The 20694-nt window shown below is 64.0% G+C and carries 14 protein-coding genes, 1 tRNA gene and 2 pseudogenes; 10 read left to right on the forward strand and 7 right to left on the reverse strand.

Annotated elements, in window-relative coordinates; all coding sequences use genetic code 11:
• Window positions 1-85 (forward strand) — tRNA-Leu (locus LPA34_RS22515).
• A 401-nt stretch (window positions 86-486) separates the two neighbouring features.
• On the opposite strand, the gene LPA34_RS22520 is transcribed toward LPA34_RS22515, so the two are convergent.
• The 6 genes and pseudogenes from LPA34_RS22520 to LPA34_RS22545 all read right to left on the reverse strand — a co-directional run.
• Window positions 487-1911: a c-type cytochrome gene (locus LPA34_RS22520; RefSeq protein WP_411179025.1), complete on the reverse strand. Its 1425-nt coding sequence runs from the start codon at window positions 1909-1911 to the stop codon at window positions 487-489.
• Window positions 1912-1913: 2 nt separating this feature from the next.
• Window positions 1914-2423 (reverse strand): hypothetical protein, encoded by a 510-nt coding sequence (locus LPA34_RS22525; protein WP_228982417.1) that lies wholly within the window; start codon window positions 2421-2423, stop codon window positions 1914-1916.
• Window positions 2363-2977 carry a cytochrome c oxidase subunit 3 gene (locus LPA34_RS22530; protein WP_228982419.1) on the reverse strand — a complete coding sequence of 205 codons (615 nt, stop codon included), beginning with the start codon at window positions 2975-2977 and terminating at the stop codon, window positions 2363-2365. Before LPA34_RS22530 ends, LPA34_RS22525 begins: the two co-directional genes overlap by 61 nt.
• A gap of 1 nt (window position 2978) precedes the next feature.
• Entirely contained in the window at window positions 2979-4991 is a 2013-nt protein-coding gene (gene ctaD, locus LPA34_RS22535; protein ID WP_228982420.1) for a cytochrome c oxidase subunit I, read from the reverse strand.
• A 16-nt stretch (window positions 4992-5007) separates the two neighbouring features.
• Entirely contained in the window at window positions 5008-6069 is a 1062-nt protein-coding gene (coxB, locus tag LPA34_RS22540) for a cytochrome c oxidase subunit II (protein WP_228982422.1), read from the reverse strand.
• An 89-nt stretch (window positions 6070-6158) separates the two neighbouring features.
• A pseudogene (locus LPA34_RS22545) lies at window positions 6159-6614 on the reverse strand (alcohol dehydrogenase catalytic domain-containing protein); the annotation flags it as partial.
• A 318-nt stretch (window positions 6615-6932) separates the two neighbouring features.
• Here LPA34_RS22545 and LPA34_RS22550 point away from each other — a divergent pair.
• The 3 genes from LPA34_RS22550 (at window position 6933) to LPA34_RS22560 (ending at window position 10734) form a co-directional block, all read left to right on the forward strand.
• A complete protein-coding gene (locus tag LPA34_RS22550; protein WP_228982424.1) occupies window positions 6933-7640 on the forward strand; it encodes an MgtC/SapB family protein in 708 nt (235 codons plus the stop codon).
• Window positions 7641-7648: 8 nt separating this feature from the next.
• Window positions 7649-8101, forward strand: coding sequence for a cation diffusion facilitator family transporter (locus LPA34_RS22555; RefSeq protein ID WP_228982426.1), 453 nt, complete (start codon window positions 7649-7651; stop codon window positions 8099-8101).
• Window positions 8102-8427: 326 nt separating this feature from the next.
• Complete coding sequence (locus tag LPA34_RS22560; protein WP_228982519.1) at window positions 8428-10734, forward strand: FdhF/YdeP family oxidoreductase; 2307 nt, start codon at window positions 8428-8430, stop codon at window positions 10732-10734.
• 278 nt (window positions 10735-11012) lie between these two features.
• On the opposite strand, the pseudogene katE reads toward LPA34_RS22560, so the two are convergent.
• A pseudogene (gene katE, locus LPA34_RS22570) lies at window positions 11013-13157 on the reverse strand (catalase HPII); the annotation flags it as partial.
• A gap of 242 nt (window positions 13158-13399) precedes the next feature.
• Here katE and LPA34_RS22575 point away from each other — a divergent pair.
• The 6 genes from LPA34_RS22575 to LPA34_RS22600 all read left to right on the forward strand — a co-directional run bounded on the left by LPA34_RS22575 (window position 13400) and on the right by LPA34_RS22600 (window position 20683).
• Window positions 13400-15196 carry a thiamine pyrophosphate-requiring protein gene (locus LPA34_RS22575; protein ID WP_228982429.1) on the forward strand — a complete coding sequence of 599 codons (1797 nt, stop codon included), beginning with the start codon at window positions 13400-13402 and terminating at the stop codon, window positions 15194-15196.
• Entirely contained in the window at window positions 15196-16341 is a 1146-nt protein-coding gene (locus LPA34_RS22580) for an enolase C-terminal domain-like protein (RefSeq protein ID WP_407672564.1), read from the forward strand. Before LPA34_RS22575 ends, LPA34_RS22580 begins: the two co-directional genes overlap by 1 nt.
• 17 nt (window positions 16342-16358) lie before the next feature.
• Window positions 16359-17327, forward strand: coding sequence for a hypothetical protein (locus LPA34_RS22585; protein WP_228982433.1), 969 nt, complete (start codon window positions 16359-16361; stop codon window positions 17325-17327).
• Window positions 17324-17977 carry a gluconate 2-dehydrogenase subunit 3 family protein gene (locus LPA34_RS22590; RefSeq protein WP_228982434.1) on the forward strand — a complete coding sequence of 218 codons (654 nt, stop codon included), beginning with the start codon at window positions 17324-17326 and terminating at the stop codon, window positions 17975-17977. Before LPA34_RS22585 ends, LPA34_RS22590 begins: the two co-directional genes overlap by 4 nt.
• On the forward strand, window positions 17967-19610 hold the full coding sequence (locus tag LPA34_RS22595) for a GMC family oxidoreductase (protein WP_228982435.1): 1644 nt from the start codon (window positions 17967-17969) through the stop codon (window positions 19608-19610). Before LPA34_RS22590 ends, LPA34_RS22595 begins: the two co-directional genes overlap by 11 nt.
• A gap of 62 nt (window positions 19611-19672) precedes the next feature.
• Window positions 19673-20683 carry an SDR family oxidoreductase gene (locus LPA34_RS22600; RefSeq protein WP_228982436.1) on the forward strand — a complete coding sequence of 337 codons (1011 nt, stop codon included), beginning with the start codon at window positions 19673-19675 and terminating at the stop codon, window positions 20681-20683.
• Window positions 20684-20694: the final 11 nt, after the last annotated feature.

Consider the following 20694-nt stretch of genomic DNA (forward strand, 5'->3'; position numbering starts at 1 on the left):
GCCCAGGTGGCGGAATTGGTAGACGCACATGGTTCAGGTCCATGCGCCGCAAGGTGTGGAGGTTCGAGTCCTCTCCTGGGCACCACGAAGATAGATCCAGATCAGTTGCTGGACTGAAGTTCACGAAAATGCCCGCTTTTGCGGGCTTTTTTGTTTCTGGAATGCCTCGCGGAAGCTCGCGTCCAACGATAAACCAACGTCGACCATCCACGATCGCTGCTAACGCCCGTTGCAAGGGCGCCCCAAAAATCCGCCCTTTTCGCAACTCGACCTCGTCGCATGTTGCAACCTGTTGATCTATCTTGACCGCGATGTTCAGCGGCAGGATGTGTGCAGGTTGAAGATACAGGACAAGGAATCGCACCTGATTTTCTCTCCCGCGTCTTCGACATGTTTAGCCGGGGCGCGCGGGTACCTGGTGATCAGCCCGGTTATTTGCGCTCTTGCAAAAAGCATCACTGAAAAAGACCCACCGGTGCACCCGCGCTATTTATGAATGGCGCTACGCACGCTCGTCACATCGCGCGTCGTGACAGGCAGCGCCGAGTTGCCCCACGTATTGCGGATGAACGTCAACACCTGAGCCATTTCCTCGCTGCTCAGCCTGTCCGCGAAGGACGGCATCTTGCGCGAGGGCGGCCCGTTCTCCGTGTGCGGACTCGCGCCGCCCTCGACCAGCAGACGCACGAGCGACGTGGTCTGCGGCGCGAGTACCGCGGGATTGCCCGCGAGGCGCGGATACTTCTGCGCGACACCGAGCCCGTTTGACTGGTGACAACGTGCGCAATAGCTCTGGAAGACGCCGGCGCCCGGCCGTTCAACGTCGCCGGTGTGCAGCGCCTGCACGGTTTGCCGCGCCGCGCGCGAATGACTGTCGTAGAGTCCAGCCGGCTCGCGCGGTGGCAAGCTCTTCAGGTACGCGGCGATGGCGTCCAGGTCGTTGTCGTTGAGATACTGCGTGCTGTCCTCGACGACCTGAACCATGCTGCCGAACGTGATGAGCCCCCCGCCGTGCCCGCTTCGCAGAAACGCTGCGAGGTCCTGCGACGGCACCCGTCCGAGGCCCGAACCCGGGTCGCCCGTGAGGTTCGGCGCGAACCAGTGATCGTTGGTGCCGCCCGTCAGATAAAGATGCGCATCACCGTCGTAGCCGCGTTCCTCATAGGCCGGACCGCGCGGCGTATGGCACGCGCCGCAATGGCCGAGCGATTGCACGAGGTAGGCGCCACGATTCCACTGCGCGTCGCGACCGGGTTGCGACACGTATTGTCCATTCGGCACGAACGCCCAGTCCCATAACATCAGCGCCCAGCGCTGGCTGAACGGAAAAGGCAGACGCGTCGGCGGTGTCGGCTGTGCGACCGGTTTGACGCCGTGCATGAAGTACGCGTACAGCGCGCGCATGTCATCGTCGTCGATCTTCGCGAAAGACGGGAACGGCATCGCCGGATAGAGTCGCTTGCCGCCGGGCGCGATCCCTTTGCGCAGCGCCCGGGCAAAGTCGTCGTAGGTATAGCGCCCAATGCCATTGACCGGATCCGGCGTGATGTTGGACGTGTAGATCGTGCCGAATGGCGAGGCCATGCCCAGGCCGCCGGCGAATGGCGCAGGTGGCGCCCCGCCGCCCGGTCGGCCACCAGTGGGCGCTGCGGTATGGCAGCCCGCGCAATCGGCGGCTTTGGCCAGATACGCGCCACGTGCGATCAGTGCCTGATCCGGAACGGCCTGCCCGGCACCGGCCAGCGGCACGGCTGGTTGGGCCGCGCGAAGCGCCGTCGACGCGCCCAGCATGCACGCGAAAACCGCGGCGCAACCCACGGCCACCACCACCACGACACGCAGGCGCTGGCTGCCGGGCCGGCCGTTGAAACGGCCTCGCGTGGCTCGGCGTGCGGATTGGCGCGCGTTCATTTTCACCACCGGCAAGGTGAGACGATCAGCACCGCGATATCGGTGGCGATCAGCGCGAACAGGAACAGGGTGCTGCACATCACCCCTACCCTTGCGAGGAAACCGTCCAGCAGATCTTTTTCATCGCTCTCATGATCTGGCATTCCAGAACGAATCCGTTTGACGAACCGGACGTTGCGCCATGCGACGAAGGCACCCAGACAGCCCAGCACCAGACAGACAAAATTGACCGCGAGAATCGCGGCATCCAGCCACGGCAATATCGGGGCCGTCAGCGGATGATTGCGGGGAAAGCAGCTGTGCGCGGCCATTGCCTCGGTGATGCCCATCTGCATCACCCACGCGAACGGCGCGGCGAGCATGCCGATCAGCGCGTGCGAACCGCGCAGGCGCGGGGTAACGGCCGATGTGGACGACTGCGCTGCTGACGACGCGTGGGTTCTGGCCGGGCTCATGACGCTTGCCTGAATAGATACGGCGTCAGATACAGCGTGGTGAAGATAAACAGCCACACCACATCGACGAAGTGCCAGTACAGTCCGCCGATCGTCAACGCGACGCAACGCCGCTCGTCGAAGTAGCCAAACGCCGTCCACAACAACAGCAGGAACAGCACGACGATACCCACGGCGACGTGCACCATATGAAAACCGGTGATCGTAAAGTAAAGCGAGCTATACAGTTGCGCAGTCAGCCCGTACGGATGGTTATGCCACTCGCGAAACTGGATGCCGATGAACGTGATGCCCAGCACCACCGCCACGCCCATCGAAGCGACACCCCAGCGAAGCCGTCTGCGCCGCACGCAGCGCTCGCAGAACCAGACGAAGCCGCTGCTCGACAACAGGATGCCGGTGTTCAGAATGCCGGGGCCGAGCCTGGGCAGCCCCTCGGGCGGCCATTGCTGACCGGTTTCCGACGCAAGGTACAGATACGAAAAGATCAGATAGCCGAACAGCGATCCCTCGGTGACGATCAGCGCGAGGCAGCCCCACCATCCGCCGGAGCGCTCGCCGGCACTGCCGACCGGGAGTGTGTATTCGCTGTGCGCCGTGACTTCGCCCATGTCAGTCTCCCGCATCGGTCACGGTCTGCGGCTCGCGCTGGATCAGCGCGCGTTCGGGCCACAACCACACCACGATGATGATTGCGCAGGCGAGCAGCGCCGCCGCCGTAAAGAACCTGGCATGCAACGCGAGTCCGGCGAATACGAGCGTCGCGAACAGGCCGAGCCAGAACGGCGCGTACGAATCGTCGGGCATCTTCAGGATCACGTCCGGCTTGCCTTCAAGCGCCGTGGTGCCGAGCGCCTCGCGGCCTTCGCCCAGCAGGAAGCCCTCGTCGAGCTTCGAGCGGCGGCGCGGCGCTTCACCGGCTGCGCCCTCTTCCATCCGCCCTTCCCACAGCGGATGACGGCTCGCGACGAACGGCACCACCGCGAAGTTATACGGCGGCGGCGGCGACGAAACAGACCATTCGAGCGTCGGCGCATCCCACGGGTTGTTGCCCGCGATAGCGCCACGTTTGACGCTATACAGCAGATCGACGAGGAAAATCAGCACGCCGAACGCGAACACGAACGAACCGAGCGAGGTCACCAGATTCACGGTGTTCCAGCCCATATCGGCCGGATACGTGTAGATGCGCCTCGGCATGCCGAGCAGTCCGGCGATATGCATCGGAAAGAACGCGGTGTTAAAACCGACGAACATCACCCAGAAACCGGTCTTGCCAAGCCGCTCGCTCATCATCCGGCCGGTGAACTTCGGAAACCAGAAGTAGATGCCGCCAATCACCGGAAACACGTTGATGCCAAGCAGCACGTAGTGCAGATGCGCGACGACGAAATACGTATCGGTCAGTTGCCAGTCGAACGGTACGGCGGCCGTCATCACCCCCGACACGCCGCCCACCACGAACAGGAACACAAAGCCGGCAAAGAACAGGAACGGCGCGCGCATGACCGGCCTGCCCGTCCAGATCGTCGCGATCCACGCGAACGTCGCCACCGCGCTGGGCACCGCGATCACCATGCTGGCCGCGCCAAAAAACGACAGCGCGAGCGCCGGAATGCCGGTCGCGAACATATGATGGATCCACACGACGAAACCCACCAGCATCGTCGCCACGGTCGAGAGCGCCACCGGCCCATAGCCGACCAGCGGTCTGCGGCAAAACACCGGCAACGCATCCGAGACGATGCCCATCGCCGGCAGCACGACCGCGTATACCCAGGGGTGCGCGAAAATCCAGAACAGGTGCTGCCAGAGCAACGGCCGGCCGCCGTTCAGGACGTCGAAGAAATGGGTGCCCACGCGCCGGTCCATCCACAGCAGAAAAAACGCCAGGCTCACCGACGGCACCGCCAGCAGATTGGCACCCGATGCGGTCAGCGTGCCCCACACCAGCACCGGGATCCGGTCGAGCGACATGCCCGGCGCGCGCATTCGTAGCAGCGTGACGACGAAGTTGATCGAGCCGACGGTGGTCGAAATGCCGAGCAACACCATGCCGAGCGCGTACACGTCGATGTTGGGTCCGGTGTTGTACTCCAACCCGGACAGCGGCGCATAGTTGAACCAGCCTGCATTCGGTGCCTCGCCAAGCGGAAAGCTCGCATACAGAAACAGCCCCGCGAACACGAACACCCAGTAGGAGAACGCATTAAGGCGCGGAAACGCCATATCGCGTGCGCCGAGAATCAGCGGCCACAGATAATTCGAGAAACCGGATAACACAGGCAGCGCGTACAGAAAAATCATCGTCACGCCGTGCATCGTGAAGAGCTGGTTGTACTGTTCGGGTGTCAGCACCGTCGCGTTGGGGCGCGCCAGTTGCACGCGCATCAGCAGCGCCTCAATGCCGCCCGCCAGCAGAAACAGAAAGGCCGTCACCAGATAGCGCAGGCCGATGGTCTTGTGATCGACCGTCGAGAACCAGCCGCGCCAGCCGGGGCGTGCCTCCCACAGTTCCCGCAAGCGCGCTTCCTCAGTGCTGCCCGGTTCGATGCGGCCGATGCGCAGCGTACGCGACAGACGTAACGCCTCGGGTCGCGCTGGAGACACGGTGGAATCGGCCATCAGCTGGGCTCCCTGGTCAGTGTAGCGTGGACAGATACGCAGATAGCGCAGCGGCATCGGCCGCGCTCAGCGCAATGGACGGCATCAGCGAGTCAGGCTTGATCCGTTGCGCATGCTGGATCCAGTCGAGCTGATTCGCAGACGTGTTGGCGAGCGCCCCGGCGGCCAGCAGGCGGCGCGAGCCCAGATGCGTCAGATCGGGCGCCTGTACGCCCAGCGCATCGGTGCCGCGCACCGTATGACATCCCGCGCAACGCTCGCCGAACAGCTTCTGCCCCGCCGCCGCGGTAGCGCCGCTCACCGGTTGCGCAGCCTGCCCCTGAGCGAGACGCCACGCGTCGAAATCCTGGGCGTTTTGCGCAACCACTTCGAACGCCATGTGCGCATGCTGCGCACCGCAGAACTGCGAACACTGGCCGCGATAGGTGCCCGGCCGGTCGGCCTCGATCCATTGTTCGTTGATCTGGCCGGGAATCGTCTGTGTCTTGCCGGCGAGTTGCGGCACCCAGAACGCGTGGATCACATCGGCGCTCTGCAATTCGATCTTCACCGGCTCACCGACCGGAATATGAATTTCATTCGCGGTCGCGAAGTTGCGCGCCGGGTCGGGCGAGTCGCTGTAGGTCACCTTCCACCACCAGTCGTACGCGGTGACGGTGATCGTCAGGTTCGGCTGCCGGGCGGGCGCGGCGACGGTTTCGAGGGTCATCAGCACATAGACAAGTGTCGCGAGCAGCACGATCGACGAGACCCCCGTGCCGATATAGATCCACGCCACGCCGCCGCTGTCGGGATGCACCGCGGCCGGGTCGGCACGCGGCCGGCGGCGTGCGATGGCGACCAGCAACAGCGTCGCCACCAGTAACGACACCGCTACCGCCAGCGCCGTGAGCATCCAGCCCAGGTGCATGGTGGGCGCCGCAGCGGGGCCAGCCGCGTGCAGGAAGTAATTGAGCGGTGCGATGCCCGGCGCCGGTTGCGCGGCGGCGGGCATCGCGGCAAGCCAGGCTGATGCGGCACACGTGCGCATTGCAGCGCAGCCGCGCAATGCCGCCGTGAACTGTTGCCGTGTCCGCATCCGTCCCGTCTCCATGAGTCCTGGTTTCGCGGCAGGCTGTCCGGAAGGGAAACGTCCTGCGTGTGGGCGAGCAGCAAAAAACGGGCCGTACCCAGCGAGCGGACAAACTCGACGCCGTCCCCGATGGCGGTAACAAACACCTCAGCGCCCTTTTCTTTCACGAATTGCACGGCAAAATGGCCGGCGCCACCGGCGCCCGCATGAATCAGCACTCGCTCGCCGCGCTCAAGGCAGCCATGATCAAAGAGTCCTTGCCAGGCGGTCAGCACCGCGAGTGGCACCGCGCCGGCGACCGTTGCGTCGATTGAAGCGGGACGCCGCGCGAGCGCGGTCGCATCCAGTTTCACGTATTCGGCGTACGCGCCCGGTCCCTGCCCAACAAAGGCGAATACCTCGTCGCCTGGGGCCCACTTCACGCTTTCGCCGGCCTGCTCCACTACCCCGCAACAGTCGCGGCCCAGCGTGTAAGGCAAGTCGTTCTCACGGATCAGCGGATAGTGGCCCGCGCGCGTTTTCAGATCGACTGGATTGACGCCCGCTGCGCGCAGCATGAATGCAGCATCCGTTGCCGCAAAGGCTGATTTCCCGATCCGCTTGTTGACTACCGTCGCCGTCGCTGGCGGGTGCGCCAGCGCGCGATGCGAGCCAGTTTGGTGAGCAAAGTCTGCATTGCACCGCGCATTTTTTTCAAAGCAGCGTTGACTCAGCCGACGATGTGACGGACCGGCCTGGCACACGCATTGCGACGCCTTCCGTATGACGTATCAAGCCGGCGCCAGCTGACTGGCAGGCGCCCGCTATCCAGCGTGCGGGCCGTCAGTCGAGCGCCCCTAGCCAACGATCCAGTAGAGAGCACCACGGCCATGCAATCGATGCCGCTCGTCCCGGACTGGCAAGACTTCGTGATCCGGCTCGCGATAGCGCTCGTCACCGGCACCGCGATCGGTCTGAATCGCGGTGAATCGGGCAAGGCCGCGGGGTTGCGCACGACACTGCTGGTTTGCCTCGCCGCGTGCATCGCCATGCTTCAGGTGAACGTCTTGCTGCCGCAAGCCGGCAAACCGGAGAATTCATTCGTCGTGCTCGATTTGATGCGCTTGCCGCTTGGCATCCTGTCCGGCGTCGGCTTCATCGGTGCGGGCGCGATTCTGCGCAAGGACGGCCTCATCGTGGGGGTGACGACCGCCGCGACGCTGTGGTTCGTCACCGTGATCGGACTGTGCGCTGGCGGCGGTCAGATCGCGCTGGCGGTGGCCGGCACCGCGCTCGGCCTGATCGTGCTGGAAGTGCTCGCCGTGCTCGAACGCCGCCTGCCGCGCGCTCATCGCGCGTGGCTGACCGTCGAATACGCCGCGGCGTCGCGCGAGCGCGGCGTCGTAATCGAGCGTCTCGAACAGCAGCGCTGCGACGTGAATTCGAAGGGCGTGCGCATGAACGCGAGCAGCGGGCTCCTTGAAGAGCGCTTCGAGATCCGCTGGCGCGCGCCGCTGAAGAATGATGCAGTCGAACGTGCCTTGAGCGCGCTCGTCAGCGCCAGCAGCCATGCGGCATCATGGTCCGTCGAGGTGTGAGCGCGCGCATGAACTGCGCCGCGCCGCGAGCCGTGTATGACGCGCTGGCGTCCAACGTCGCCGTGGCGCTCTGCAAATACGCACCGGCGGCCTATACCCATTCCGGTTCGGCATTGGCCGAAGCGATCCACTCCAGCGCCGACTGCATGAACCAGTTTCTGCTGTTGATCGGCAACCGGGCGGCCCGCAATCGTGCGGATGAGCAACACCCGCCCGGTTTCGGCCGTGAAACGCATTTCCATGCACTGATGGTGGCGTTGCAGATCTTTCTGGTGGGCGGCGTCGCGTCGGTCACGGCGGGCGTGGTACGGCTGCTGCATCGTTCGCCGATCGAGCATCCGTACGGGGTGATTGTCGTGCTGTGCGTGTCGGGCGTGATCGAAGGCGAGGTGGCTCACCGTCACGTGAGGCAAGCCATGCAGGCGTGGCTTGCGCAAGGCCCGAGGTTGGGCGGGTGGTGAGTCTGGTCGTGCTGAAATGGGCCGACGATCTGGTGGTGGCGATCCAGGCTGAATTACGGTCACACGCGAGCACCGAGGATCTCGTGCGCACCATCAACCAGATCGAAACCGATCTGAAGAGCGCGTTTCCGTCGGTAAAATGGATATTCCTCGAGCCCGAGTTGCGCGAACACGGTAGTCATCCGCTATGGATATTCTGGCACCGGCTCGTCCGCCATCCTGCGCGAGGGTCGCGACGCGTCCTGCACCCGCTTTCGGGTCCGTTTATTGCGGCGCCATTCGTGAAACCGGCGTGCGCCTGCCGGCCAGCTCGCGAAGGAGTCGCCATGAGTTCAGACACACCCGTCAAGGAATATCGCCATCCAGCCGGCGGCTGGGGTTCGGCCAAAGCGGTCGCCTCGATTCTCGTGCAGGAGCATGTTGCGCTGCATGGCAGCCGCATCCTGATGCATCAGAACAAACCGGATGGCTTTGCCTGTGTCAGCTGCTCGTGGGCGAAGCCTGCCGATCCGCATCTGTTCGAGTTCTGCGAAAACGGCGCGAAGGCGACCGCATGGGAGATCACCAGCAAGCGCGCGGATGCGGAGTTCTTTGCAGCCCATACGCTCACGGAACTGGAGTCATGGTCCGGTTTCGAACTCGAATCGAGTGGACGGCTCACCGTGCCGCTACGCTGGGACCCGGAAAGCGACCGCTACGTGCAGACGACCTGGGAACATGCGTTTGCCGACATCGCGCGAGAACTGAAGGCGCTGAATCCGGACGAAGCGGTGTTTTACACGTCGGGCCGGGCATCGCTCGAGACCTCGTATATGTATCAGCTGCTCGCGCGGATGTACGGCACCAACAATTTGCCGGACAGCTCGAACATGTGCCACGAAAGCACCTCGGTCGGCCTGCCCAAAAGCATCGGCGCGCCGGTTGGCACCGTGACGCTCGACGATTTCGCGCAAGCCGATTGCCTGTTCTTCTTCGGCCACAACACGGGCACGAACGCGCCGCGCATGCTGCATCAGTTGCAGGACGCGCGCAAACGCGGCGTGCAGATCATCACGTTCAATCCGTTGAAAGAGCGCGGACTCGTGAGCTTCGCGAATCCACAAGCACCGCTCGAGATGCTCACCCCCAGCGAGACGGAGATCAGCACCCAGTACCATCAGGTCAAGACAGGCGGCGACGCGGCAGCCATCGCCGGGATTTGCAAGCTGTTGATCGAATGGGACGACGAGGCCCGGCGCACCGGCGCGCCGCGCGTGCTCGACGCGGCGTTCATCGCCGAACATACGCACGGCCTTGAAGATTTCGCGCAGGCGATGCGGGACACCTCGTGGCAGACCATCGAACGCTACTCGCAGCTGACCCGCGCGGCGCTCGAAGCGGCTGCCAGCGAATACGCGAAGGCGAAAGCCGTGATCGTGTTATACGGCATGGGCATCACACAGCATCACAACGGCGTGCACAACGTACAGATGCTGACCAATCTGCTGCTTCTGCGCGGCAATATCGGACGGCCCGGCGCCGGCATCTGCCCAATTCGCGGCCATTCGAACGTGCAGGGACAACGCACGGTGGGCATTACCGAGAAGCCCGAGCTCGCGCCGCTCGACAAGCTGGCCGACTTCTATGATTTCGAGCCGCCGCGCGACAAGGGCATGAGCACGGTCGAAGTCTGTCAGGGCGTGCTCGACGGCAAGGTCAAGGCATTCATCGGACTGGGTGGTAACTTTCAGGTCGCCACACCCGACCACCACGTGATGGGCCCCGCATGGCGCAAATTGCGGCTCACCGTGCAGATCGCGACGAAGCTCAACCGCAGTCACCTGATCCATGGCGAAGTGGCCTATCTGCTGCCCTGTCTTGGCCGCATCGAAATCGACCGCCAGGCGAGCGGCGAGCAGGCCGTCAGCGTCGAGGACAGCACCGCCTGCATCCACGGCTCGCACGGCTATGCGGAGCCCGCCAGCGAGATGCTGATGTCGGAACCGGCGATCGTCGCCGGACTCGCGAACGCGTTGCTGCCGCGCAATCCGCGCATCGACTGGGATGCATGGGCCGGCGATTACGCGCTGGTCCGCGACGCGATCGAACGAACTTACCCTGACCAGTTCCGCGATTTCAACCAGCGCTTCTGGCAGCCCGGCGGCTTTCACCGGCCGATTGCCGCATGCGGGCGCAAGTGGCAAACGCCGAACGGCAAGGCGAATTTCATTGCGCCAGATACGCTCGACGAAGACGCGGACATGCCGGCAACAGGCGAGGACGTGCTGCGACTGATGACGACGCGCGGCGACAGCCAGTTCAATACGACCGTCTATTCGCTTGACGACCGCTTTCGCGGCGTCAAGGGCACTCGCGACGTATTGCTGATGCATCGGGACGACATGGCACGTCTGGGGTTCGACGAGGGCAGCGAGGTATGCATCGCAACCGTATCGAACGACGGCATTACGCGTGAAATCGATGGCATGCGAGTGCATGCGTACGATATTCCGCAAGGGTGCCTGATGGGCTATTACCCAGAGTGCAATCCGCTGATCCCCCTTTCGCATCACGCGAAAGACAGCCTGGTGCCGGCCGCCAAATCGATTCCGGTACGGTTGCGCAAATCGGGGCTTGTGGAGCAAAGCGCATAAGCTCGTTCGCGATGGATGGGCGGCACATAAATGGCGTCACGCCGGGTCGCTTCAATATCTGGCAATCACCGGTTTGCGCCGCCATGGCGACGCCGGCCTCGCGCAGACAATCGCGACGCGCCGGATTCGCACTAACGTCACGTATTACCCGCACTGGCAAAGTTCGTCGAGAACTACGATGTCGACGAACTTGCCGGCTTCCGCGGCATCCGTCGTGACGGCCGGCAAGACATGCATCGACTACATGCGGCGCCGGACAGCCCTTGATCGTCGTTACGCTATGCCGGCACCGTCTGCGCCAGCGCCGCGCGCGACCATACGCGGTGCTGTTCCGCCGCTGCGATAAACGCTTTTAGCACCTCGGCGCCCTGGCTGTCGTCGCCGGTTGCGACGCCATCGGCATGGTCGGGCAGCTGGGCCGCGCCCAGCACGTCGCGCCCCGCCCCGAGCGCGGCAATCGCTTTCAGATGCTTGAACGCTTCGAGCACGAAATGGCGCGCGTCGCCGGATTGTGCCAGCGCTTTTGCACCGGCTTCGCCTCCGCAGACGATCACCGCGTCGAACATGATCGACGGCATTCCGGCAATCGTCGCGTCCGGCCGCAAACCGTCGATCGCAGCGAAGGTCGGCGCGATCAGCAAAGGCGTCGCGCCCTCGCCCCGCAGCGCCTGCTGAAGCGTCCTGATCGATGCAGCATCGGCGCCGGGCGCGGCCAGCAACGCGATCTTGCATGTCTTGATGCCCGGCTTCACGCGATTGAGCAGGCTCAGCGCCGGCGAGGTTCGCGGCTTCGATGCAGGGGGTGCCTTGCCCTTTGCTGGTGCGGGCAGGCCCAGGCCGGCCGCGACCTTCGCGGCCAGACCGCCGTCGAAACTGGCAAGAATGTCGTTCACCACACGCTCGCGAATCTCCTGCTTCGTTACCTTGCCGAGTTCGAACTGATACGCGGCGCTGATATGTTCCTGCTCGACCTCCGACATGCTGCGATAGAACAGCGCGGCTTGCGAAAAATGATCGGCAAAAGACTCGCTGCGCACGCGGATCTTCACGCCGTCGACGCGTTCCGGATAACTCTCGAAGCCGCCATCGGACGGCGCCGGACTGGTTTCCTTCGGCCAGCCTCCGTTCAGCGAGTTTGGCTCGTAGGATGCCTGTCCGACGCTGATTGCCTGACGATGCATGGCGTCGCGCTGGTTGTTATGAAACGGGCATACCGGCCGGTTGATCGGAATCTCGTGGAAGTTCGGACCACCGAGCCTGCTGATCTGCGTATCCGTGTACGAAAAGAGTCGGCCTTGCAGCAATGGGTCATTGCTGAAGTCGATACCCGGCACGACGTGACCCGGATGAAACGCGACCTGCTCGGTCTCGGCAAAGAAGTTGTCCGGATTGCGGTTGAGCGTCATTTTGCCGATGATTTTTACCGGCACGAGTTCTTCCGGAATCAGCTTGGTCGGATCGAGCAGATCGAAACCGAAGCTGTCTTCATCCTGTTCCTCGACGATCTGCACGCCGAATTCGTATTCGGGGAAGTCGCCCCGTTCGATTGCCTCCCACAGATCGCGCCGGTGGAAATCGGGATCCTTGCCGGCGAGCTTCTGCGCTTCGTCCCACAGCAACGAACAGGAGCCCAGCACCGGGCGCCAGTGGAATTTGACGAAGCGCGCCTTGCCTTGCGCATTCACGAAGCGGAAAGTGTGAACGCCAAAACCTTCCATTGTGCGCAGGCTGCGTGGGATCGCGCGGTCAGACATGGTCCACAGCACCATGTGCGTGGACTCGGGCACCAGCGACACGAAATCCCAGAACGTATCGTGCGCCGAGCCGCCGGTGGGCATCTCGTTGGGCGCTTCCGGTTTGACGGCATGGACGAAGTCGGGAAACTTGATCGCATCCTGAATGAAGAATACCGGCATGTTGTTGCTCACCAGATCGTAATTACCCTCCTGCGTGTAGAACTTCACCGCGAAACCGCGCACGTCGCGCACCGTATCCGCCGACCCGCGCGGCCCCTGAACGGTGGAAAACCGCACGTAGACCGGAGTCTGAACAGCCGGATCCTGCAGAAACGCGGCTTTCGTGTACCCGGTCATCGGCTCGTATAACTGGAATACGCCGTGCGCGGCGGAACCACGTGCATGCACGATGCGTTCGGGAATCCGCTCGTGATCGAAGTGCGTGATCTTCTCGCGCATGATGAAATCTTCGAGGAGCGAGGGACCACGCGGACCGGCGCGCAATGTGTTCTGGTTGTCGGCGATCTTCACGCCCTGGTTGGTTCGGAGCGCCGCACCGTCGGGACGCACGCGAAACGGGTCGAGATCCTGCGATTTTCTGTCGTCGGACGGCTTTGCGGGCTGACGGCTACCGGTTCTTCCTGCCATGGAAACACTCCTTGCGTTGGCGGCGCCACGCGACGATTCGCATTGGCTCGAACCTCGGAATCAGCAAGCGATGTTCCCGATGAAGTGTGCGTTACTCCCCTCCGGCAATGCGTCCTCGCACTCGCTCCGTATGCGGCGAGCAGGTACACGGGTTGCTTGGAGGTGAAGCATGTGCACCCGTGTGTATCCGGCACGGTGCCTCTGGACGGCGCGTTGCAGCAGCGGCCACGGTATGACGTAGCGCGCAAAGCCGTCCTTGCCATCCATTTGTGGAGACTGCAATGACCCAGACCGTCGGTGACTTTATTGTAGAAAGACTGCATGCATGGGGCGTCCGGCGTATCTACGGGTATCCGGGAGACGGCATCAATGGCGTGTTCGGGGCGCTGAACCGGGCGAAGGGAAAGATCGAATTCGTGCAGGTACGGCACGAGGAAATGGCCGCATTCATGGCCTCGGCGCACGCGAAGTTCACCGGCGAACTGGGTGTATGCATTGCCACCTCCGGACCGGGCGCCTCACATCTGATCACCGGACTCTACGACGCTCGCATGGACCATATGCCCGTGCTGGCGATTGCCGGGCAACAGGCGCGTGCGGCACTCGGCGGCCACTATCAGCAGGAACTGGATCTGGTCTCGATGTTCAAGGACGTCGCCGGTGCGTTCGTGGAGCAGGCGAGCGTGCCTTCGCAAGTCCGGCATCTGGTCGATCGCGCGGTACGGACCGCGTTATCGGAACGCAAGGTCACGGCAATCGTGCTGCCCAACGATTTACAGGACCTCCCCTATGAAGCACCCGGCCGCAAGCACGGCACCCTGCATTCGGGCGTCGGCTATCGTGCCCCGCGACTCGTTCCCTACCCTGACGATCTGCAGCAGGCGGCCGACGTGCTCAACGCCGGCAGGAAAGTCGCCATTCTGGTCGGCGCAGGTGCGCTGCACGCCACGGATGAAGTCATCGCCGTCGCCGGGAAGCTCGGCGCGGGCGTCGCCAAGGCTTTGCTGGGCAAAGCGGCGTTGCCGGATGATTTGCCCTGGGTCACCGGATCGATCGGACTGCTCGGTACCAAACCCAGCTACGATCTGATGAACGAATGCGACACCCTGTTGATGATCGGCTCCGGTTTTCCGTACTCTGAATTCCTCCCGAAAGAAGGCGCCGCCCGCGGCGTGCAGATCGACCTCAAGGCCGACATGCTCAGTCTGCGCTATCCAATGGAAGTCAATCTGGTGGGCGATAGCGCCGAGACGCTGCGCGCCTTGCTGCCGTTACTCGATGAGAAACGGGACCGCGCGTGGCGCGAGAAAATCGAGGGTTGGACTGCCGACTGGTGGAAGACACTCGACAAGCGCGCCCATGAGGCCGGCAAGAACGGTATGAACCCTCAGCGCAGTGTGTGGGAACTCTCTCCCCGCATACCGGCTAATGCAATCGTTACAAGCGACTCCGGCTCCTGCGCGAACTGGTATGCACGCGATCTGAAAATACAGCGCGGCATGATGTGTTCGCTGTCGGGAGGACTTGCCTCGATGGGTGCCGCGGTGCCGTATGCGATCGCCGCGAAATTCGCCTGCCCCGAGCGCCCCGTCATCGCGCTGGTCGGCGATGGCGCGATGCAGATGAACAACATGGCCGAGCTCATCACGGTGGCCAAATACTGGAAACAGTGGGCCAATCCACGCTGGATCTGCATGGTGCTCAACAACAGCGATTTGAATCAGGTGACCTGGGAGCAGCGTGCAATGGAAGGCGACCCGAAGTTCGAGGCGTCACAGGATATTCCATCCGTGCCCTATCACCGCTTCGCGGAACTGATCGGCCTGAAAGGCATTTACGTCGATGACGCCGAACGCATGGGCGCAGCATGGGATGAGGCGCTCGCGTCGGACCGGCCAGTGGTCATCGAGGTAAAGGCCGATCCGGATATTCCGCCTCTACCACCGCATATCACGCTGGCGCAAGCCAGGGCGTTCGCATCGACGCTAATCAGGCGCGATCCGAACGAAGGCAACGTTATCGTCGAAACGGCGAAGCAGGTGCTCGACGCCGTGTTGCCGGGACATCGCGACAAATGATGCCGCGTCTTGCCGAACCATCTCCGGCGTCGCCAGGAACGGATCCATCGCCTGGGCGAGTGCCGATTACCGCGTTGCGGGCGCAAGCGTTTCGTATCCCGACCGATCTGCCGGAAGCCGACGGCACCTTCGCATGGGATGCCACCACGCTCGTGCTCGTCGAGATAGAGGCCGGCGGCCAGACCGGTACTGGCTACACGTATAGCGACGCGAGCATCGTCAAGCTGATTCATGACACGCTTGGTGCATGCGTGCTGGACGCCGACGTCTGGCACATCGGCGCGCTCTGGCTGCACATGCAGCAGCAAGTGCGCAATCTGGGGCGCGCGGGACTCGCCGCTACCGCCATCTCGGCGGTGGATTGCGCGCTATGGGATCTCAAGGCCAGGCTGCTTGGCGTGCCGCTCGTGCAGTTGCTCGGTGCACGGCGCGCGAGCGTGCCGATCTACGGCAGCGGCGGTTTCACGACCTATGACGACAAACAGATGCGCGACCAGCTGACGCGCTGGGTCCGCGAGGATGGTTGCCGCTGGGTCAAGATCAAGGTCGGCACGCAGCCGGACAAGGATCCCCAGCGGGTTGCAGTGGCACGCGCGGCGATCGGCGATGCGGGACTGTTCGTCGACGCCAATGGCGCGCTCAGCGTCAAGGCAGCGCTGCACCTTGCGCAGCAGTTTGCCGCGCAAGGCGTTGAATGGTTCGAGGAACCGGTTTCGTCCGATGACCTGCCGGGCCTCGCGGCGTTGCGCGAACGCGTGCCCGCAGGCATGGAGATCGCCGCGGGCGAATACGGCTACACGCTGGACGACTTTCGTCTGCTGCTCGAGGCGCGCGCCGTCGATGTGCTGCAGGCAGACGTGAGCCGTTGCGGCGGCGTTACCGGCTTCCTGCAGGCGGCAACACTCTGCGAGGCGTTTCATATACCGTTGTCGGCGCATTGCGCGCCGGCCCTGCACCTGCATGTGGCCAGCGCGGTCCCGCGTCTGCGTCATCAGGAATGGTTCCACGATCACGTGCGCATCGAAGCGCTGTTATTCGATGGCGCGCCGACGCCATCGAACGGCGCTATCGCACCTGACATGACACGGCCCGGTTGCGGCCTGAAATTCAGGCACCGCGTCGCGCAGCGCTATCTGATGCAATGAACGGAGGGATCTGGCGAATGGGCTCTCAACGTGTTCCCGGTCTGGTTTGCGCTGCGGTGGGCGCAGCCGCGCTCACTGCCGTCGCCGCGCGAAATGCAGCCGCAATGAAGGCGACGGCGCAGCGCCCGAATTCGACTGCGGTCCCTGTTCCGCGCTTCCAGCACGCGCCACGCGAACTGGCGCACATCACCGCCGCGCGCTCGCTCAATCGCGGCTCCGCCCTTCTCGCCCTCTCGGTGCTCGCCGACAGCGCGATGGAACACTATCGCGGTTCCTTCGACAATTCCGCGATGTATACACCGCTCGTTTCGTCGGCACTCTCGCTGCTTGCGGGCCTGCACGGCGGCGGCGATCCGCGTTCGCACAGGCACACTCTCCGGCACGCCGTTTATCTGACGGCTGCCATCGCTGGCGTGTCGGGCACCGCTTTCCATGTCTACAACGTCACCAAACGGCCTGGCGGCTGGAGCTGGAACAACCTGTTTCATGCCGCGCCGATCGGCGCACCCATGGCGCTGCTGCTCTCGGGCGCGCTGGGCGCGGCCGCGGAACGTCTGCGCGACGAACCCGCCGTCGACCCGCAATTGTTCGGCATGCCTGCCGGACGCGCACTCGGCCTGCTGGTGACGGCCGGTCTTGCCGGCACGATCGCCGAGGTCGGCCTGCTGCATTTTCGCGGCTCCTTCCAGAACCCGGTCATGTATGCGCCTGTCATGCTGCCGCCCGTCGCGGCCGCATTGCTCGCGCAAGCCTCGCTCGGCGCGCCGTGCGAACGGTGGTTCACACGGCTGTGGCTGCGGATCACCGCGGCGCTTGGCTTTGTCGGCGTCGGTTTTCACGCGCGCGGCATTGCCCGCAATCAGGGCGGCTGGCGCAACTGGAGCCAGAACCTTTTCAACGGACCGCCGCTGCCCGCGCCGCCCGGTTTTTCAGCATTGGCGCTGGCCGGCCTTGCGGCGCTGCGCCTGCGGGAGACGGAAAAATGACCCGGCCCAGAAGCACCCGCTATCCCGGCTACGACGTGCTGAACAAACGCGGCACGCCGTCGTGGGACGACGCGACGCGCGCGGTCATTGACGAGCGCCTCGCCACGCCTCGCGAGCCGCGATTTTTCAACGCCGTGCAGTGGCTGGGCGTGATTCATCTATGCCGCTGCATCGTGCCGCAGGCGGAAGCCGATCCGGTGGTGCCGCTCGCGGCCATGCTCGACGCAAAGCTCACGAAAAACACCGGCGACGGCTATCGTGACGCGCGTCTTCCGCCGACACGCGACGCCTGGCGCATCGGCCTCGCCGCCCTCGACGCCGAGAGTCGCTCGCAGTTCGACTTGCCGTTCCCGAGCCTGGAAATAGCCGTTCAGCACGCGCTGCTCGAACAGATGCAGAGAGGCGACATGCACGACAACGCCTGGCAAGGCATGTCGGCGCAGCTTTTTTTCAGCAAGCACGTGCTGCACGATATTTGTAGCGCTTACTACTCGCATCCCCACGCGTGGAGCGAAATGGGCTTCGGCGGTCCGGCGAATCCGCGCGGCTACGTCCGCATGTACTTCGACCGGCGCGATCCGTGGGAAGCCGCGGAGGCCCAACCGGGCGTCGAAGGTAAAGCACGCAGGGAGAATCGCCGTGCTCGATGACGCCCTGCATCATCCACGTGGCAAGGACGGGCGCGCCCCGGATGTGTTCCGCGCCGGCGCATGGGTGCCGATGCGCGAGTATCGCAATGACGAGGAAGTCGACTTTGCGATTGTCGGCACCGGTGCGGGCGGCGGCACGCTGGCATGCCGCCTCGCCGAACAGGGCTTCAAGGTGGTCGCGTTCGACGCGGGCGCGTGGTGGCGTCCGCTTGAAGAATTCGCATCGGACGAAACACACCAGACCAAACTGTTCTGGACTGACGAGCGCATCTGCGACGGCGACAATCCGCTGCAACTCGGCAATAACAACAGCGGCAAGGCCGTGGGCGGCAGCACCGTGCACTTCGCGATGGTGTCGCTGCGCTTTCGTCCCGAGTGGTTCAAATCGCGCAGCGTGCTCGGCTACGGCGCGGACTGGCCCCTCGACTGGCGCGAGATGTGGCGCTACTACGCGCAGGTCGAAGACGCGTTGAAAATATCGGGGCCGGTGAACTATCCATGGGGGCCGCCACGGCCGCGCTACCCATACCGTGCGCATGAACTGAATGCTGCCGCGCTGGTACTCGCGCGCGGCGCCGAGGCAATGGGCATCCGCTGGACCGAGACACCGCTCGCCACACTGTCAGCGCCACGCGGACTCGCACACCCTTGCGCGTATCGCGGCTTTTGCGTGTCCGGGTGTGCAACCAATGCCAAGCAAAGCGTGCTGGTCACGTGGATTCCGCGGGCCCTGCAGGCCGGTGCCGAAATACGCGATCTCGCCATGGTCGGCCGGATCGCGACGAACGCCGCGGGCCGCGTGAACGGCGTCGACTATCTGCGCGAAGGACGCTGGCAGTTTCAGCGCGCCAAAAACGTGGTGGTGGCCGGCTACGCGATCGAAACGCCTCGCCTGTTGCTGATGTCGGCGACCAGCCGGTATCCCGACGGTCTCGCGAACAGCTCGGGACTCGTCGGCAGGAACCTGATGGCGCAGTCGAACCAGGCGGTCTACGGCACGCTGGATGAGGAAATCCGCTGGTACAAGGGACCGCCGTCGCTGGCCATCACCGAGCACTGGAATTACACCGACACGGGCAAGGACTTCTTCGGCGGTTACGCTTATATGAGCCAGGGACCGTTGCCCGAAGTGTGGGCCGCCGCGCAGAACAAACGCGGCTTGTGGGGCGAGGCACTCGCCGCCGAAATGCAGAAGTACAACCATCAGGCGGGACTGAAGATTGTCGGCGAGATGCTGCCGCAGGAGCGCAACTGCGTCACGCTCGCCGACGAGAAAGATCAGTACGGCCTGCCGGTCGCGCGCGTCACATATTCGTGGTGCGACAACGACCAGCGGCTCATCGCGCATTCGCTCGACTTCATGGAGCAGGCGCTTGCCGCAGCCGGCGGCCGCGAAATCTGGCGCGAAACCGACGATACCTGTCATCTGAACGGCACCGCGCGCATGGGTGACGATCCGGCAACGAGTGTCGTCAACGCCGACTGCCGAAGCTGGGATATCCGTAATCTGTGGATTTGCGACGGGTCGGTGTTCCCGACCGTGGGCGGCGTGAATCCTTCGCTGACGATCCAGGCGATTGCCTGCCGCACGGCGGATCGCATCGCCTTGCTCGCCGCGCGTGGCGAACTGTAGCGCGAAGCCGCGATCAACACCGGTGCGAAGCGATGCGCACGGTCCATCAATCAGGAGGCGTTATGCAGCGCAAGCTTGACCGGCCGAAAGTCGTGGTCATCACCGGGGCGAGTGCGGGCGTGGGGCGGGCTGCCGCTCTCGCCTTCGCCCAACGGGGCGCGCATATCGCGCTGTTGGCGCGTGACGCGGCTGCGCTCGACGACACCGCGGATCAGGTCCGCAAGTCCGGCGTGCGAGCCATGCCGGTTGCACTCGACGTCAGCGATGCCGACGCTGTCGAAGCGGCAGCATCGCGCGTGGAAGCGGAGCTGGGTCCGATCGACGTATGGGTCAACAATGCGATGCTCACCGTGTTCGGCCCGGTCGCCAGCCTGACGCCGCAGGAGTTCTCGCGTGTCACACAGGTGACGTACCTGGGCTACGTCTGGGGCACGATGGCCGCGCTAAAACGCATGGCGACGCGCAATCACGGATGCATCGTTCAGGTCGGCTCGGCACTCGCCTACCGGTCAATTCCGCTGCAATCGGCCTATTGCGGCGCCAAGCATGCGATCCGCGGCTTCACCGACGCGTTGCGATGTGAACTGCTGCACGAACACAGTCGCGTGCACCTGACGATGGTGCAGATGCCCGCATTGAACACGCCACAGTTCGACTGGGCCGAGAACCACATGCCTCATGCTCCGCAGCCGGTGGCGCCCATCTATCAGCCGGAAGTCGCGGCGCGCGCGATCGTCTGGGCGGCAGCGCACCGGCGACGGGAAGTCTATGTCGGGATGTCCACGGCGAAGGCCATTCTTGCCAACAAGATTGCCCCCGGCTTACTGGATCGTTTTCTCGGACGTACCGGATATCAGACACAGGAACGGGCGGCTCCGGCCAGTGCGGCAGGCCCTTCCAACCTCTGGCAACCGGTGACGGGCGCCCATCGTATTCATGGCCCATTCGACGCGCAAGCAACCGGGCACAGCGTCGCACTATGGCTGGACACCCACCGGCCATTCGCGCTGGGCGCCGCGTTGACCATCGCGGCGTTGAGCTGGCGCCGCTGGTGTCGGCGTCCGGACGGTTAGGCGGGTGTCCC

The organism is Paraburkholderia gardini, from assembly GCF_907164575.1.
GTDB lineage: Bacteria > Pseudomonadota > Gammaproteobacteria > Burkholderiales > Burkholderiaceae > Paraburkholderia > Paraburkholderia gardini.